Raw genomic sequence first — 17,403 nt, forward strand, 5'->3', positions numbered from 1 at the left:
AAAAATGAGACAAATTTGAGACGCATGGAGAGAAAAATATGACACAATATATTTATGGGAAAAACACAGTAATTGAATCTTTAAAGGGAAATAAACCAGTTTATGAGGTTTATTTGATGAAAAATGCAAAAGATGATAAAGTTCTTTCTTTAGCAAAAGCAAAGAATGTTAAAGTTCATATCGTGCGTCATAAAGATGAGTTAACGAAACTTGTTGGTTCAGTCGTGCATCAGGGACTTGTGGCAGCTATAGAAAGTTATCGCTATTATTCACTGGATGAAATGATACAGGCTATTCCAAAAGGAAAGCAGCCATTGTTGGTAATGCTGGATGGTTTAGAGGATCCTCATAATCTAGGAGCGATTTTAAGAACCTGTGATGCTATTGAGGTTGATGGCGTTATTATTGGCAAAAAGCGTAGTGTGAGTTTATCTCCAACAGTCGCAAAAGTATCTACAGGTGCTATTGATCATGTCAAAGTTGCTCAAGTCACGAATCTATCTCGTACTTTAGATGAATTAAAGAAACAAGGTTTCTGGGTTGTTGGCTGTGATTTAAATCAATCACAGGATTATCGTGCGATTGATTATAATATGCCACTGGTTGTTGTGATTGGTTCCGAAGGTTTTGGCATTTCACGTCTTGTTAAAGAACATTGCGATATGAATGTTGTTTTGCCAATGACGGGACATGTGACATCACTTAATGCCTCTGTTGCTTGTGCAGTTATACTTTATCAGATTTACAATTCACGTCACCCTTTAAAGTAGAAGGGAGGTAGCATGAGAGGCTACAGTAATGATGATGAATTGGTTTATTTAATGCATTGCGGTAGTGAAAGAGCAAGGGAAATACTTTATCGACGCTATTATCATTTGGTGTCGAAATGGATGCTGACGTTTTCATATTATTTTGTCAGTGGGTATGAACATGAAGATTTTATTCAAATGGCAATGATGGGGTTTCACGATATTATTGATAGTTATCGTGATGATCAAAAAGCGACACTGGCCACATTTATGAAAATTGCACTGACAAAACGTATTTTAAGTTTATTGCGTGTAAATAAAGATATTTGTTATCGTGCCGGAACAACAATATTATCTCTCGATAATTATGTAGATGACGATAAAGAAATACGTTATGTAGATATGGTTATTGATGATCATGATCATTATCATCCTGAGACGAGTTTGATGGTGAAAGAGGCAAAAACTTACTATTCAACACAAATTGAAGCACGAACGTCACCTCGAGAAAATCAGGTTATGAAGTATAAAAAAGAAGGATATGATGAAGTAGAAATTGCTAAAAAACTTCATATTTCAGTGAAAAGTGTCTATAATGCTGTTTATCGCTATTCAAAGAAAGTTGTTGGCATTGACGAGCTAAAATAAATGTGTTAAATTATAAAAACGTAAAGGAGTGATGAACATGAAACAAAAAGTGATTCTCGTATGTACGGAGTGTTTATCACGTAATTATTCAGTCACTAAAAATAAAAGATTAAATGTAGAAAGACTTGAGTTAAGAAAATATTGTAAAAAATGTGGAAAACATACAATTCACAAAGAAACGAAATAGGAGGTCAACATGAAAATCAAGGAATGGTGTACATTAAAAGGCATTCGTGCTGAAATCAAAAATATTCATTGGTTAACAAAAAAGGAATTAGCTTATAATTCTGTTGTGGTTTTGGTTTTTTGTTTTTTATTTGGCGTTTATTTTTATGGTAGTGATGCAGTGATTGCATTAATTTTGAAAGCATTGGGGATGAATTAAGATGTCTGGAATGAATGATGAAGGAAGACGCTGGTATGTTGTCAATACATATTCAGGTCATGAAAACAAAGTAAAAGAAAACTTAGAAAAACGTGTTGAATCTATGGGACTTCAGGACTGTTTATTTAATATTGTTATTCCTGAACATGTAGAAACAGAAATTAAAGATGGAAAAAAGATTAATAAAACAAAAAATATGTTTCCAGGATATGTTTTAGTGGAAATGATTATGACAGATGAAGCCTGGTATATTGTGCGTAATACATCTGGAGTTACTGGTTTCATTGGGTCATCTGGTGGGGGTGCTAAACCTTTCCCGTTACCTAAGGAAGAAATTGATCCTATTTTAAAGAGCATGGGAATCAAGACTTCTCAACTTGAAGTTGATTTTGGTGTAGGTGATGAAGTGAAAGTCATTTCTGGTCCTTTTGCTGGAAAACAGGGAAAAGTAGAGTCTATTGATCATGAAAAAGAAGTGGCTTCTGTTTTTATTGATTTTTTAGGAAATGAAAACTTAATGGAAATTGGACTTGTTCAATTAGAGAAAGTAGAATTATAAGAAAAGGTCATTTTTGATGATCTTTTTTTGTAAAAAAGTTGATATATTCAATAAAAAACTATTGCAATCTGTGATAGTTTATGTATAATAAGTAAACGACGCAATATGTGTTATTATGCGTGGGAGGATTGACTGTCCTTTACCACAGCACGGACAAATTTTTATAGGAGGTGTGTCGCGTGAGTAAGAAAGTCACAAGAGTTATGAAAATTCAATTCCCTGCTGGGGGAGCTAAACCAGGACCAGCTTTAGCAGGTGCTGGAATTCAAATGCCAAAATTCTGTACTGCTTTCAATGATCAGACAAAAGATCGTATGGGAGAAACGGTACCAGTTGTTTTGACAATTTATGAAGATAAAAGTTTTGATTTCGTATTAAAAACTGCTCCAACTGCAGAAATGATTAAAAAGGCATGTGGAATTAAAAAAGCTGCATCTGATTCTAAACAAACAGTAGCAACTTTATCAGCTGATAAGTTAAAAGAAATCGCTGAATACAAAATGCCTGATTTAAATGCTAACGATTTAGAAGCAGCAATGAAAATCGTAGCTGGTACTGCTCGTAATATGGGTGTAAAAGTTGAAGGCTTAGATGCTTAATTTTAAAAAGAGGAGAAAAGAAAATGGCTAAAAGAAGTAAGAAATATCAAGAAGCCGCTGCTCTTATTGAAAAAGGTAAAGCTTACCCAATTGATGAAGCAGTTGCTTTAGTAAAGAAAACAAGTAAAGTCAATTTTGATGCAAGTGTGGATGTTGTATTTAAATTAGGATTAGATACAAGACATGCTGATCAACAGTTGCGTGGAGCTGTCGTTTTACCACACGGAACTGGAAAAACAAAGAAAGTATTAGTTGTCACTCAAGGAGCTAAAGTTGAAGAAGCTAAAGCTGCTGGAGCTGATGTTGTAGGTGGAAAAGAAATCCTTGAAGATATTCAAAAAGGATGGCTTGATTTTGAAGTAATGATTGCAACACCAGATATGATGGCTGAATTAGGGAAATTAGGACGTATCTTAGGTCCTAAAGGTTTAATGCCTAACCCTAAAACTGGAACAGTAACTATGGATGTAGCTAAAGCTGTTCAAGAAACAAAAGCTGGTAAAGTCACTTACCGTACTGATAAAGATGGTAATGTTCATATGCCAATCGGAAGAATTTCTTTCGATGATGAAAAAATTGCAGAAAACTTTAAAACAGTTTATGACTTATTATTAAGAATTAAACCATCTTCTGCAAAAGGAACATATATGAAGAATATTGCAATTTCTTCAACTATGGGTCCTTCAGTAAAAGTCGCTTCTATGTAATAGAGAAGCTATACTAACGACGCAATCAATATACCGTAGACAGCAACGGGGAAACCTTAATTAAGTTGCCGAGGTGATATTGTCAAAGAATTGACAACTCCCTCGTAAATACGAGGGAGTTTTTCACGGATATATTGTTGCATATATAAAATTAATAGGAGGTGTAACAATGTCAAAAGAAATCTTGGAAGCTAAACAACAAGTTGTTGCAGAAATCAGTGAACAATTAAAAAATTCACAATCTACAGTTGTTGTTGAATATCGTGGATTAACAGTGGCTGAAGTTACTGAATTACGTAGAGCTTTAAGAGCTGAAAATGTGGGATTTAAAGTTTATAAAAACACATTAGTTCAAAGAGCTGTTGAACAAGAAGGTATGAACGAATTAGAAGAATACCTTGTTGGACCAAACGCATTGGCATTTGGTAAAGATGATGCAGTGGCTCCTGCAAGAATTTTAGCAAATTTTGCAAAAGATCACGAAGCATTACAAATTAAAGCTGCTTATATCGAAGGTAAATTCTTACCTAAAGAAGAAGTAATAGCAGTATCACAATTACCTAATCGTGAAGGTATGTACTCAATGTTACTTGCATGTATGAAAGAACCTGTTGCTAAAGTGGCAAGAGTTATTCAAGCTGTTGCTGACGCAAAAGGTGGAGATGCGGCTGAAGAAGCTGCTGCTGAATAGTTAAAAATGAACGGAGGAAAATAAAATGGCAAAATTAACACATGAAGATATCTTAGCTTATTTAGAAGAAGCTACAATTTTAGAATTAAATGATTTAGTAAAAGCAATCGAAGAAAAATTTGATGTAACTGCTGCTGCTCCTGTAGCTGTTGTTGCTGGTGGAGAAGCTGCTGCAGATGCTGCTCCAGCTAACGTAACTGTAACATTAACTGATGTTGGTGCTACAAAAGTTGCTGTTATCAAAGCAGTAAGAGAAATTACTGGTTTAGGATTAGTTGATGCTAAAGGTTTAGTTGACAAAGTTCCTGCTGAAATTAAGAAAGATATTCCAGCTGAAGAAGGAGCTAAGATTAAAGAACAATTAGAAGCTGCTGGTGCAACTGTAGAAGTTAAATAATTTCTAAAATTAAAAAGCCCTTATTGAAGGGCTTTTTTTTAACAAGGAGTGAGATGATGGCTCATTATTATACAAATAATACTGATTTAAAATCACAGAAAAAATATATTACATTTCAATATCGTAATCAAGATTTGACTTTTGTCAGTGATATAGGGGTTTTTTCTAAAGAGTATATTGATTATGGATCACGTGTTCTTCTTGAAAGTATACATCTTTTACCATCACAAAAATCATTACTGGATGTTGGGTGTGGTTATGGTACATTGGGGTTATCATTAAAAAAAGTGTATTCATGGATTAAGGTGGAAATGGTTGATGTAAATGAACGTGCTTTGAATTTAGCTAAGGAATCAGCTTGTTATAATCAGTTGGAAGATGTTACAATATATAAAAGTTCGGTTTATGAAAATGTGAAAGGAACTTTTGATGTTATTGTATCTAATCCACCGATTCGTGCTGGAAAGACAATTGTTTTTGAAATTTTAGAAAAAGCATATCATCATTTAAATGATTCGGGAACTTTGTTTGTTGTTATTCAAAAAAAACAAGGGGCTCCTTCTGCTAAGAAAAAGATGGAAGATGTTTTTGGGAATTGTGAAATTATAAAAAGAGATAAAGGATATTTTGTTTTAAAATCGGTAAAATAACACTGTTTTTTGTGTTTCAAAAGAAATTTTGAAATTTATGATTTGGTATTGACTTCAACTGGCCTCTATGCTAGTATAATAAAATGCCTACTCATATATAAAAAGCAGTGTTTTTTGCTTGCTTTAATTAGGAGATAGAGATCATGAATAAGGAGTGAAACAGGCTTGGAAAGAAATGGAACTCAGGCAAAAAGTCGTATTAATCGTCGCAATTATTCAAGAATTAGTGGGTCTTTGGAATTGCCAAATTTAGTAGAAATCCAGACAAATTCTTTTGAATGGTTTAAAAACGAAGGAATTAAAGAAGTTTATAACGATGTTTATCCTATTAGCAATTACAACGAAACTTTAACTTTAGAGTTTGTGGATTGTCGCTTTGATGCACCGAAATATTCAGTGGAAGAAGCAAAAGATAGAGATACAAATTATTGTGCACCTATTCGTGCAACTTTACGTTTAGTGAATAATGGCACTGGTGAAATTAAGGAAAATGAAGTCTTTATGGGTGATTTTCCATTAATGACAGATTCTGGTACTTTTATTATTAATGGGGCTGAACGTGTTATTGTTTCACAGTTAGTACGTTCGCCAGGAGCATATTTTGCTGATGCAATGGATAAAAGTGGTAAAACTGTTTTCACTGGAAGTATGATTCCTTCACGAGGAACATGGCTTGAATTTGAAAACGATGCAAAAGATATTTTAAATGTACGTATTGATAGAACTCGTAAAATACCGGGAACGATTTTATTACGTGCTTTAGGATTAAGTAGTGATGAAGATATTATTGAAGTATTAGGAGATCATGAGTTTATCAGAAATACATTAGCTAAAGATACAACTCATAATACTGATGAAGCTTTAATTGAAATTTACAATAAATTAAGACCAGGGGAACCTGCAACTTTAGAAGGTGCTAACAATTTATTATATACAAGATTCTTTGATGCAAAAAGATATGACCTTGCACGTGCAGGACGTTTTAAACTTGGTAAAAAATTGAGTTTATTAGATAGAATTACAAACCGTGTTTTAGCTCAAGATGTTATAGATATAGATGGAAATGTTGTGATGAAAGAAGGAACTTTATTAACAAAAGATAAAGTAGACCTTTTAGCTCCTGTTTTCCAAGCTGGAGCTCATATGAGAGATATTCACACAAATGATTTTTTAAGATCACATGGACGTATTCAAGTATTAGAAGTTTATGTTGATGAAACAAAATCAAAGAAAATGAAAGTTGTAGGGACAGATTTATCATTAGATTGTAAATATATTACAATTTCAGATATGATCGCTGCCTATTCATATATGTTAAATCTTGTGGATATCTATGATTCATTAGATTTAGCAAGTGATGATAGAGTCAATTTGATGAGTCGTATTGGTTTATTAGATGATATTGATCATTTAGGAAATAGACGTGTCCGTTCTGTTGGAGAATTGATTCAAAATCAATTTAGAATTGGTTTGTCAAGAATGGAAAGAGTTGTTAAAGAAAGAATGTCATTGTCTGAAGTTGATAGTGTCACTCCACAATCATTAACAAACATTCGTCCATTAACAGCCGCTATTAAAGAATTTTTCTCATCATCTCAGTTATCTCAATTTATGGATCAGATTAATCCATTAGCTGAGTTAACGAATAAACGTCGTTTATCAGCGTTAGGGCCAGGTGGGTTATCAAGAGATCGTGCTGGTTATGAAGTTCGTGACGTTCATGCTTCTCACTACGGTCGTATTTGCCCAATTGAAACACCTGAAGGTCCAAATATCGGGTTGATTTCAACGTTGGCTTCTTATGCAAAAATCAATAAATATGGATTTATTGAAACACCTTATCGTAAAGTCAATCATAGTGTTATTGATGAAGATGATGTGCGTTATTTAACAGCTGATGAAGAAAAGAATTATGTGATTGCACAAGCTAAGGTTCAACATGATGAAAATGGTAAAATCCTTGATGAACAGGTTATTGCCCGTCATTTAGGGGAAAATATCATGGCAAAACCAGAAGAAATTGATTTTATTGATATTTCTCCAAAACAGATTGTTTCTGTTGCCACTTCATGTATTCCTTTCCTTGAAAATGACGATGCCACTCGTGCCTTAATGGGTGCCAACATGCAACGTCAGGCTGTCCCATTATTAAATCCACATACACCTCTTGTAGGAACTGGTATGGAATATCAGGCAGCAAGAGATTCTGGAGCAGCCGTTGTTGCGAAAAAAGATGGTATTGTCACTTATGTTGATGCGAAAAAGATTATTGTTGAAGAAGATACAGGACCTCATAAATATCGTTTGACAAAATTTGCGATTTCCAATGCAGGAACTTGTATTAACCATAGACCAATTGTAAAAGTCGGTGATCAAGTTGTGAAAGGTGAAATTCTTGCTGATGGTCCATCAATGGAACAGGGAGAATTAGCTTTAGGACAAAACGTATTAGTTGGTTTCATGACATGGAATGGTTACAACTATGAAGATGCTGTTATCATGTCTGAAAGATTAGTTAAAGAAGATGTTTATACATCTATTCATATTGAAGAATATAGTATTGAATGTCGTGATACAAAATTAGGACCTGAAGAAATTACAAGAGATATTCCTAATGTTGGTGAAGATGCACGTAAAAACTTAAACAGTGAAGGTATCATTATGATTGGTGCTGAAGTTAAGGAAGGTGACATCTTAGTTGGTAAGGTAACACCAAAAGGACAAGCGGAATTATCTGCAGAAGAAAAATTATTATTAGCAATCTTTGGTGAAAAATCTAGAGAAGTCAAAGATAATTCTTTAAGAGTTCCTCATGGAGGGGCAGGAATTGTTCATGATATTAAAATTTTCTCTAGAAAAAATGGTGATGAATTACAACCGGGTGTTAATAAAGAAGTTAAAGTTTATATCGTTCAAAAACGTAAAATTTCTGAAGGTGACAAGATGGCAGGTCGTCATGGTAATAAAGGGGTTATTTCTAAAATATTACCAATTGAAGATATGCCACACTTAGAAGATGGAACAATTCTTGACATCATGTTGAATCCATTAGGGGTTCCTTCACGTATGAATATTGGGCAGGTATTGGAATTACATTTAGGTTATGCTGCCAGAGAGTTAGGTATGTATTTTGCAACACCAGCTTTTGATGGTATTAATTCAAAAGATCTTGAAGATATCATGAAAGAAGCAGGAATGTCTGTTGATGGAAAACAACCAGTGATTTCTGGAATGACTGGTGAATATTTTGATTCAAACGTTTCTGTTGGTGTCATGTATATGATTAAGTTAGCTCACATGGTTGATGATAAACTTCATGCCAGATCAGTTGGTCCATACTCTTTAGTAACACAACAGCCTCTTGGTGGTAAAGCACAAAATGGTGGACAAAGATTTGGAGAAATGGAAGTTTGGGCACTTGAAGCTTATGGTGCAGCTTATACACTGAGAGAAATTTTAACTGTCAAATCTGATGATGTTGTAGGGCGTGTCAAAACTTATGAGGCTATTGTCAAAGGACAAAAATTACCTGAACCAGGACTTCCTGAATCATTTAGAGTTTTAACAAAAGAATTACAGGCTTTAGCTTTAGATATTCGTATGTTAGATGAAAATGGTGAAGAAATAGATGCAAGAAAGATTGAAGATGAAGAACGTCGCTTCCCTACTTCAATTGATACAACTCCTGAACAACCAGAGGTTACTGATGAAGAAGTGGCTGAGGTTGAAGGTGATTTCTCAGAAGATGAAGAATCATTTGATGATTTAGATTCAGCAATTGATGAACTCTTTAGTGATGATGAAGAAGAAAGTAACGAAGAATAGGAGGAAATATGAATGGCAGATGTCAATAACTTTTCAGCAATCCAAATTGGATTAGCTTCTCCAGAAAAAATTCGTGAATGGTCTTATGGTGAAGTTAAAAAACCTGAAACTATTAATTATCGTTCTCAAAAGCCTGAAAAAGATGGTCTATTTTGTGAAAAAATCTTTGGACCATCTAAGGATTGGGAATGTAGCTGTGGAAAATATAAGAAAGTGAGATATAAAGGTGTTATCTGCGATCGTTGTGGTGTTGAAGTGACAAAATCATCTGTACGTCGTGAACGTATGGGGCATATTGAACTGGCTACACCGGTTGCACATATCTGGTATTTAAAGGGTATTCCATCAAGAATGGGATTAATCCTTGATATGACACCAAAACAACTTGAAGAAATTATTTATTTCGTTTCTTATGTTGTTACTGATAAGGGAAGTACACCTTTAGAATATAAACAAGTCTTATCTGAAAGAGATTATCGTAACTGTTATGAAAAATTTGGTCATCAATTTGAGGCTAAAACTGGGGCAGAAGCGATTAAAATTTTGCTTCAAAAAGTCGATTTAGATGAAGAATTTGAATTGGTAACAAAAGACTTAAAAGAAGCACAAGGACAAAGACGTTCAAAATTATTGAAAAGACTTGAAGCAATTGAGGCATTTAGAACTTCACACAATCAACCAGAATGGATGATCTTAGATGTTCTTCCTGTTATTCCACCTGATTTAAGACCAATGTTACAATTGGATGGTGGACGTTTTGCGACAAGTGATTTAAATGATTTATATCGTCGTGTCATTACACGTAATAATCGTTTGAAAAAGTTGTTAGAGCTAGGAACACCTTCTATTATTGTGCAAAATGAAAAGCGTATGTTACAAGAAGCAGTGGATGCCTTAATTGATAATGGACGTCGTTCAAAACCAATTACTGGGGCTGGAGGAAGACCATTAAAATCATTAAGTCATACGTTAAAAGGAAAGCAAGGGCGTTTCCGTCAAAACTTACTTGGAAAACGTGTTGACTATTCAGGACGTTCAGTTATCGCTGTTGGACCTGATTTAAAGATGTATCAATGTGGTATTCCACGTGAAATGGCATTGAATTTATTTAAACCATTTGTCATTAGTGGATTAGTAAGAGAACAAATAGCAACAAATATTAAAGCGGCTGAAAGATTAATTGATAAGATGGATGATGTGATTTGGCCAATCGTTGAAGAAGTCATCAAAGAACATCCAGTCTTATTAAACCGTGCGCCTACATTGCATAGATTAGGTATTCAGGCATTCGAACCTAAGTTGGTTGAAGGACGCGCTATTCGTTTGCATCCATTAGTATGTCCAGCGTTCAACGCTGACTTTGATGGTGACCAGATGGCAGTTCACGTTCCATTAGGGGAAGAAGCTATTCAAGAAGCTAGACAGTTAATGTTAGGTTCTCACAATATCCTTGGACCAAAAGATGGAAAACCTATCGTTACACCTTCTCAGGACATGGTGTTAGGTAACTATTACTTAACATTAGAAGATGAAGGAGCTGTTGGTGAAGGAACTGTTTTTGCAGATGTGAATGAAGTTTTAATGGCATATGATGCAAAAACTGTACATTTACACACAAGAATTGCGATTAGAGGAAAATCTTTAAAGAATAAGACATTTACTGAAAAACAAAATAATAGCTATTTAATTACAAGTGTTGGTAAAATTATCTTTAATCAGATTTTTGATGGGGCATTCCCATTTATCAATGATTCTAGTAAAGAAAATTTAGTAGCAACACCAGATAAATATTTCGTACCAATGGGTACTGATATTAAAGCACATATTAAAGCACAGCCTTTAATTAAACCATTGGGTAAAAAAGCTTTAGGAAACATTATCAATGAAATGTTTGATCCTACAAAAATTAGTGATACAACAGCGATGTTGGATAAATTAAAGGATCAAGGATTCTATTATTCTACAATTGCTGGTATTACAGTTTCTGTTTATGATATTCAGGTTCCACAAAGTAAATACGTTTTATTTGATGAAGCTGATGAAAAACTTGAAGTAATCAAGAAATTATATCGTAAAGGGAAAATCACTGATGAAGAAAGACATAATATTGTTATTAAGTTATGGGAATCTGTTAAAGACCAAGTTCAAGCTGTTGTTAAGGAAGAATTTGAGGCAGATGATCGTAATCCAATCTTCATTATGTCTGATTCAGGAGCACGTGGTAATATCTCAAACTTTACACAGTTAGTAGGTATGCGTGGATTGATGTCTAATCCAAAAGGTGAAACGATTGAGTTGCCTATCAAATCTTCATTTAGAGAAGGTTTAACAGCATCTGAATTCTTCATCTCTACACATGGTGCCCGTAAAGGATCTACTGATACAGCCTTAAAGACAGCCGATTCAGGATACTTGACAAGACGTTTGGTTGATGTTGCTCAAGAAGTCATTGTTACTGAAGATGATTGTGGTACAGATCAGGGATTTGTTGTTACAGAATTGTACAATACTTCAGATAATTCGGTTATTGTGCCATTATATGACCGTCTAGTGGGACGTTATTCTCAAAAGGATATTGTTCATCCTGAAACAGGTGAAACGCTTGTTAAAGCTGGCGAAATGATTGATGAAGCGATTGCTAAAAATATTACAGATGCTGGAATCAAAGAAGTTGAAATTCGTTCAATCTTTGGATGTAAAGCTAAAAATGGAATTTGTAGAAAATGTTATGGTCGTAACTTAGCAACTGGGGAACAAGTTGAATTAGGAGAAGCTATTGGTATTATGGCTGCTCAATCTATTGGTGAACCTGGTACTCAGTTAACAATGCGTACATTCCACATGGGTGGAGTTGCCGGTGGTGCTGATATCACTCAAGGTTTACCTCGTATTCAAGAGCTATTTGAAGCGAGAAATCCAAAAGCAAAATCTATTATTTCTGAAATTGATGGTGAAGTTTCTAATATCATTGATAATAATGGTAGAGCAGAAGTTGTCGTTTCTAATTTGTTAGAAACAAGAAGTTATTTAACACCATATGGAGCAAAATTAAGAGTATCTGTTGGTGACGAAGTGGGAATTGGATCTAAAATTACAGAAGGTTCAATTGATCCAAAGGAATTACTGGCAGTGGCTGATGTGAAAGCTGTAGAAAATTATATTTTAAAAGAAGTTCAAAAAGTTTATCGTTTACAAGGTATTGAAATTTCTGATAAACATATTGAAGTTATTATTCATCAAATGTTGAAAAAGATGCGTATTGTTGAAGGTGGAGATACAGGAGCATTGCCTGGAACACATATTAATGTTCAAAGATTTACAGAATTGAATAAGGAAGTCTTAAAGGCTGGAAAACATCCTGCTGTTGCTAGACCAATCTTATTAGGTATTACAAAAGCATCGTTGGAAACAGAATCATTCTTATCTGCTGCATCATTCCAGGAAACAACAAAAATCTTAACGGATGCTGCAATTAAAGGAAAAATTGATGAATTAAAAGGTCTAAAAGAAAATGTTATTATTGGTAAATTATTACCTGCTGGAACAGGTTTAAGAGGACCTTTGAAATCACCTGAAACAATTGCTAGAGAATTAGAAGAAGCACGTAAAGAAAAAGAATTGGAAGAAGCAGAACACTTGGAAGCTGAGACTTTATCTGAAAGTTTATTAAGTAGTAGTGAAATTGATGAAGAATTTACATCAGCAGAATAAATCAATTAAACAAGATCTGAATACAGGTCTTGTTTTCTTTTAAAAAACAAAAAAAGTGTTGACTTTATAAATTTTGTCGTATATAATTGCTTTCGGTACTCGACTAAGAGTGCATTTTATCTCATCAAAAAATGAAACACCCGGAATTGTGTGTTAAGAAGAAAGGAAAGGAGAAAAACATGCCTACAATTAATCAATTAGTCAGAAAAGGACGTAGTGAAAAAACATCTAAATCAAAATCACCTGCGTTAAATAGAGGTTACAACTCATTATTAAAGAAACCAACTAATATTAGTTCACCTCAAAAACGTGGTGTTTGTACTCGTGTTGCCACTATGACACCAAAGAAACCTAACTCGGCTTTACGTAAATATGCCCGTGTTCGTTTATCAAACGGAATGGAAGTAACTGCATATATTCCAGGAATTGGGCACAACTTACAGGAACACAGTGTTGTGTTAATTCGTGGAGGACGTGTTAAGGACTTACCAGGGGTTCGTTATCATATTATTCGTGGTACTATGGACTGTGCTGGTGTAAAAGATCGTATGCAAGGACGCTCTCGTTATGGAGCTAAAAAACCTAAAAAATAAGAGATAGGAGGAAAAACTGATGTCAAGAAGAGGACGCGTAGCAAAAAGAGATGTACTACCTGATCCAATTTATAATTCTAAGGTAGTTACAAAATTAATTAACAATATCATGCTTGATGGTAAAAAAGGTGTTGCTCAAAACATCTTATATGAAGCATTTAAAAAAGTTGAAGAAAAAACTGGAAATCCTGCAATGGAAGTATTTGATCAAGCAATCAACAATATCATGCCTGTACTTGAATTAAAAGTAAGACGTATTGGAGGAGCTAACTATCAAGTACCTGTTGAAGTATCTCCAGAAAGAAGAATGACATTAGGATTAAGATGGTTAGTTAACTATTCTCGTTTAAGAAACGAAAAAAGCATGATTGATCGTCTTGCTAATGAAATTATTGATGCCTCTAATGGAACTGGTGCTTCTGTGAAAAAGAAAGAAGATACTCATAAGATGGCTGAAGCTAATAAAGCATTTGCACATTTCCGTTGGTAATATATGATTTAGAGGAAATATTTGAAAGGAGAAAAATATGGCTCGTGAATTTTCGTTAGAAAAAACTCGTAATATTGGAATCATGGCTCACATTGATGCTGGTAAAACAACAACAACTGAACGTGTTCTTTATTACACTGGAAAAATTCATAAAATTGGTGAAACACATGACGGTGCTTCACAAATGGACTGGATGGAACAAGAGCAAGAACGTGGTATTACAATCACTTCAGCAGCAACAACTGCACAATGGAATGGATACCGTGTTAACATCATTGATACTCCAGGCCATGTCGATTTTACTGTTGAAGTAGAACGTTCTTTACGTGTACTTGACGGTGCTGTTACTGTATTAGACTCAAAAGCTGGTGTTGAACCACAAACAGAAACTGTTTGGCGTCAAGCAACAACTTATGGAGTTCCTCGAATTGTCTTCTGTAACAAAATGGATGCAACTGGGGCAGATTTCTTAATGTCTGTTGAATCTATTGGAAAAAGATTAGATGCTAACGCTGTAGCTATTCAATTACCAATTGGTGCCGAAGATACATTTGAAGGTGTTATTGACTTAATTAAAATGAAAGCTGTTCATTTTGAAGGAGCTAAGGGTGAAAACGTTGTTTATTCTGAAATTCCTGAAAATATGAAAGCTCAAGCAGAAGAATATCGTCAAAAAATGATTGATTCAGCTGCATCTTTTGATGATGATTTAATGATGAAAGTCTTAGAAGAAGAACCAGTTACTGAAGAAGAAATTAAAGCAGCAATCCGTAAAGGTGTATTAGCTGTTGAATTATTCCCAGTATTATGTGGATCTGCTTATAAAGACAAAGGTGTACAGTTAATGTTAGATGCTGTTATCGACTTCTTACCTGCACCAACTGATGTTCCATCAATTAAAGGTGAAGATGAAGATGGTAATGAAATCGAAAGACATGCAAGTGATGATGAGCCATTCTCTGCATTAGCATTTAAGATTATGGCTGACCCATTTGTTGGTAAATTAACATTCTTCCGTGTATATTCAGGACATATTGAATCTGGATCATATGTTTTAAACTCTTCTAAAGATAAAAAAGAACGTTTAGGACGTATCTTACAGATGCATGCTAATACACGTAAAGAAATTAGCGAAGTTTACGCTGGAGATATTGCTGCAGCTGTTGGATTTAAAAATACAACAACTGGGGATACTATCTGTGATGAAAAGAATTTCATTATCTTAGAAAAAATGGAATTCCCTGAACCAGTTATTGAATTAGCAATTGAACCAAAAACAAAACAAGATCAAGATAAATTAAGTAACGGTTTAGCTAGATTAGCTGAAGAAGACCCTACATTCAGAGTCACTACAAATCCTGAAACTGGTGATACAATTATTGCTGGAGTTGGGGAATTGCACTTAGACGTTATCGTAGATCGTTTAAAGAGAGAATATAAAGTTGAAGCTAATGTTGGAGCACCACAAGTTGCTTATCGTGAAACAATTAGAAAAGCTGCTGATTGTGAAGGTAAATTCGTACGTCAGTCTGGTGGACGTGGACAATACGGACATGTATGGATTAAATTTGAACCAAATGAAGGTAAAGGATTTGAATTCGTTGATGCCGTTGTTGGAGGAACTGTCCCTAGAGAATACATTGGTTCAGTAAAAGCTGGGCTTGAAGAAGCATTAGAAAATGGTATGATTGCAGGGTATCCAGTATTGGATATTAAAGCAACTTTATTTGATGGTTCTTACCATGATGTCGACTCATCAGAAATGGCATACAAGGTTGCTGCAAGTTTAGCATTAAAAGAAGCTGGTAAAAAATGTGATCCAGTTATCTTGGAACCAATTATGGCTGTAGAAGTCACTGCACCTTCTGAATATTTAGGAAGCGTTATGGGAGATATTTCTTCTAGACGTGGTATGATTGAAGGACAAGAAGAAAGAGGAAATGCTGTTTTAGTACAAGCAAGTGTACCTTTATCTGAAATGTTTGGATATGTTACTGATTTAAGATCATTCACACAAGGTCGTGGAAACTATACTATGCAATTTGATCGTTATGAACCTGTTCCTAAATCAATTGCTGAAAGTATTATTAAGAAAAATGGTGGAAATAATTAATCACTAAAAGTATTGCATTTTTCAACCAAATCATTTAGAATGTATATGTAAAAATTTAAAGAAATTTATATAGGAGGAAGCTTAAATGGCTAAAGAAAAATTTGACCGCTCTAAAGCGCATGTTAATATTGGAACAATTGGTCACGTTGACCATGGAAAAACAACTTTAACTGCAGCTATCACTACTGTTTTAGCTCAAGAAGGAAATGCTAAAGCAATGGACTACGCTGCAATTGATGCTGCACCTGAAGAAAAAGAACGTGGTATCACAATCAACACTGCACACGTTGAATATCAAACAGCAACTCGTCACTATGCACACGTTGACTGTCCAGGTCATGCTGACTACATCAAAAACATGATTACTGGTGCTGCTCAAATGGATGGAGCTATCTTAGTAGTAGCTGCTACTGATGGACCTATGCCACAAACAAGAGAACACATCTTATTATCTCGTCAAGTAGGTGTACCTTACATCATCGTATTCTTAAATAAATGCGATATGGTTGATGACGAAGAATTAATTGAATTAGTTGAAATGGAAGTTCGTGAATTATTAAATGAATACGGATTCCCAGGAGATGATACTCCTATTATTCGTGGATCAGCTTTAAAAGCATTAGAAGGAGATCCAAAATGGGTACCAGCTATTCATGAATTAATGGAAGCTGTAGATACTTATATCCCAACTCCAACTCGTGATACTGACAAACCATTCTTAATGCCAGTTGAAGACGTATTTACAATCACTGGACGTGGAACAGTTGCTACAGGACGTGTTGAAAGAGGACAATTAAAATTAAATGACCCAATCGAAATCGTTGGTATTCATGAAACTCAAAATACAGTTGCTACTGGTATCGAAATGTTCCGTAAATTATTAGATTACGCTGAAGCAGGAGATAACGTAGGGGTATTATTAAGAGGTATCAACAGAGATCAAATTCAACGTGGACAAGTATTAGCTAAACCAGGATCAGTACATCCACACAAAAAATTCGTATGCCAAGTTTACGTTTTATCAAAAGATGAAGGTGGACGTCATACACCATTCTTCTCTAACTATAGACCACAATTCTATTTCAGAACTACTGACATCACTGGTGTTATCGAATTACCAGAAGGTGTAGAAATGGTTATGCCAGGAGATAACGTAGAATTAACAGTTGAATTAATCCATGCTATCGCACTTGAAAATGGTACTAAATTCTCAATTCGTGAAGGTGGAAGAACTGTTGCTTCTGGAACAGTTACTGAAGTTATTGAATAATTTTCATGAAAAGGTA

At 34.6% G+C, this 17,403-nt stretch carries 16 protein-coding genes and 1 other annotated feature; all 16 genes read left to right on the forward strand.

The genetic code is table 11. From position 1 onward, the window contains the following. Nucleotides 1-38: 38 nt before the first annotated feature. Nucleotides 39-770, forward strand: a complete 732-nt coding sequence (gene rlmB, locus KEC48_RS14275; RefSeq protein WP_211963177.1) for a 23S rRNA (guanosine(2251)-2'-O)-methyltransferase RlmB — start codon at nt 39-41, stop codon at nt 768-770. A 12-nt stretch (nt 771-782) separates the two neighbouring features. Next, nucleotides 783-1,397 (forward strand): sigma-70 family RNA polymerase sigma factor, encoded by a 615-nt coding sequence (locus KEC48_RS14280; RefSeq protein ID WP_211963179.1) that lies wholly within the window; start codon nt 783-785, stop codon nt 1,395-1,397. Nucleotides 1,398-1,434: 37 nt separating this feature from the next. Then, the gene (gene rpmG, locus KEC48_RS14285; protein ID WP_087357603.1) at nt 1,435-1,584 is read left to right on the forward strand and encodes a 50S ribosomal protein L33; all 150 of its coding nucleotides are present in this window, start codon (nt 1,435-1,437) and stop codon (nt 1,582-1,584) included. A gap of 9 nt (nt 1,585-1,593) precedes the next feature. Next, nucleotides 1,594-1,782, forward strand: coding sequence for a preprotein translocase subunit SecE (gene secE / locus KEC48_RS14290; protein ID WP_087357602.1), 189 nt, complete (start codon nt 1,594-1,596; stop codon nt 1,780-1,782). Between the two features lies 1 nt (nt 1,783). After that, a complete protein-coding gene (gene nusG / locus KEC48_RS14295) occupies nt 1,784-2,341 on the forward strand; it encodes a transcription termination/antitermination protein NusG (RefSeq protein WP_087357601.1) in 558 nt (185 codons plus the stop codon). A gap of 179 nt (nt 2,342-2,520) precedes the next feature. Next, a complete protein-coding gene (rplK, locus tag KEC48_RS14300; RefSeq protein ID WP_087357600.1) occupies nt 2,521-2,940 on the forward strand; it encodes a 50S ribosomal protein L11 in 420 nt (139 codons plus the stop codon). A 23-nt stretch (nt 2,941-2,963) separates the two neighbouring features. Beyond that, on the forward strand, nt 2,964-3,647 hold the full coding sequence (rplA, locus tag KEC48_RS14305) for a 50S ribosomal protein L1 (protein ID WP_087357599.1): 684 nt from the start codon (nt 2,964-2,966) through the stop codon (nt 3,645-3,647). A gap of 15 nt (nt 3,648-3,662) precedes the next feature. Further along, nucleotides 3,663-3,781: a sequence feature (ribosomal protein L10 leader region), on the forward strand. Between the two features lie 35 nt (nt 3,782-3,816). Further along, on the forward strand, nt 3,817-4,338 hold the full coding sequence (gene rplJ, locus KEC48_RS14310) for a 50S ribosomal protein L10 (RefSeq protein WP_211963181.1): 522 nt from the start codon (nt 3,817-3,819) through the stop codon (nt 4,336-4,338). Nucleotides 4,339-4,363: 25 nt separating this feature from the next. Next, nucleotides 4,364-4,735, forward strand: a complete 372-nt coding sequence (gene rplL, locus KEC48_RS14315; RefSeq protein ID WP_087244292.1) for a 50S ribosomal protein L7/L12 — start codon at nt 4,364-4,366, stop codon at nt 4,733-4,735. A 56-nt stretch (nt 4,736-4,791) separates the two neighbouring features. Then, nucleotides 4,792-5,385 carry a class I SAM-dependent methyltransferase gene (locus KEC48_RS14320; RefSeq protein WP_211963183.1) on the forward strand — a complete coding sequence of 198 codons (594 nt, stop codon included), beginning with the start codon at nt 4,792-4,794 and terminating at the stop codon, nt 5,383-5,385. Nucleotides 5,386-5,550: 165 nt separating this feature from the next. Beyond that, nucleotides 5,551-9,210 (forward strand): DNA-directed RNA polymerase subunit beta, encoded by a 3,660-nt coding sequence (locus KEC48_RS14325; RefSeq protein WP_087357596.1) that lies wholly within the window; start codon nt 5,551-5,553, stop codon nt 9,208-9,210. 12 nt (nt 9,211-9,222) lie between these two features. Next, entirely contained in the window at nt 9,223-12,921 is a 3,699-nt protein-coding gene (rpoC, locus tag KEC48_RS14330) for a DNA-directed RNA polymerase subunit beta' (RefSeq protein ID WP_211963185.1), read from the forward strand. A gap of 179 nt (nt 12,922-13,100) precedes the next feature. Further along, nucleotides 13,101-13,514 carry a 30S ribosomal protein S12 gene (gene rpsL / locus KEC48_RS14335; RefSeq protein WP_087244288.1) on the forward strand — a complete coding sequence of 138 codons (414 nt, stop codon included), beginning with the start codon at nt 13,101-13,103 and terminating at the stop codon, nt 13,512-13,514. Nucleotides 13,515-13,533: 19 nt separating this feature from the next. Continuing rightward, the gene (gene rpsG / locus KEC48_RS14340; RefSeq protein WP_087244287.1) at nt 13,534-14,004 is read left to right on the forward strand and encodes a 30S ribosomal protein S7; all 471 of its coding nucleotides are present in this window, start codon (nt 13,534-13,536) and stop codon (nt 14,002-14,004) included. A 37-nt stretch (nt 14,005-14,041) separates the two neighbouring features. Continuing rightward, nucleotides 14,042-16,117, forward strand: coding sequence for an elongation factor G (fusA, locus tag KEC48_RS14345; protein ID WP_205091065.1), 2,076 nt, complete (start codon nt 14,042-14,044; stop codon nt 16,115-16,117). Nucleotides 16,118-16,202: 85 nt separating this feature from the next. Further along, the gene (gene tuf / locus KEC48_RS14350) at nt 16,203-17,387 is read left to right on the forward strand and encodes an elongation factor Tu (RefSeq protein ID WP_087357336.1); all 1,185 of its coding nucleotides are present in this window, start codon (nt 16,203-16,205) and stop codon (nt 17,385-17,387) included. Nucleotides 17,388-17,403: the final 16 nt, after the last annotated feature.

Origin of the sequence: Clostridium sp. C1 (assembly GCF_018223625.1) — a bacterium.
GTDB lineage: Bacteria > Bacillota_I > Bacilli_A > Erysipelotrichales > Coprobacillaceae > Allocoprobacillus.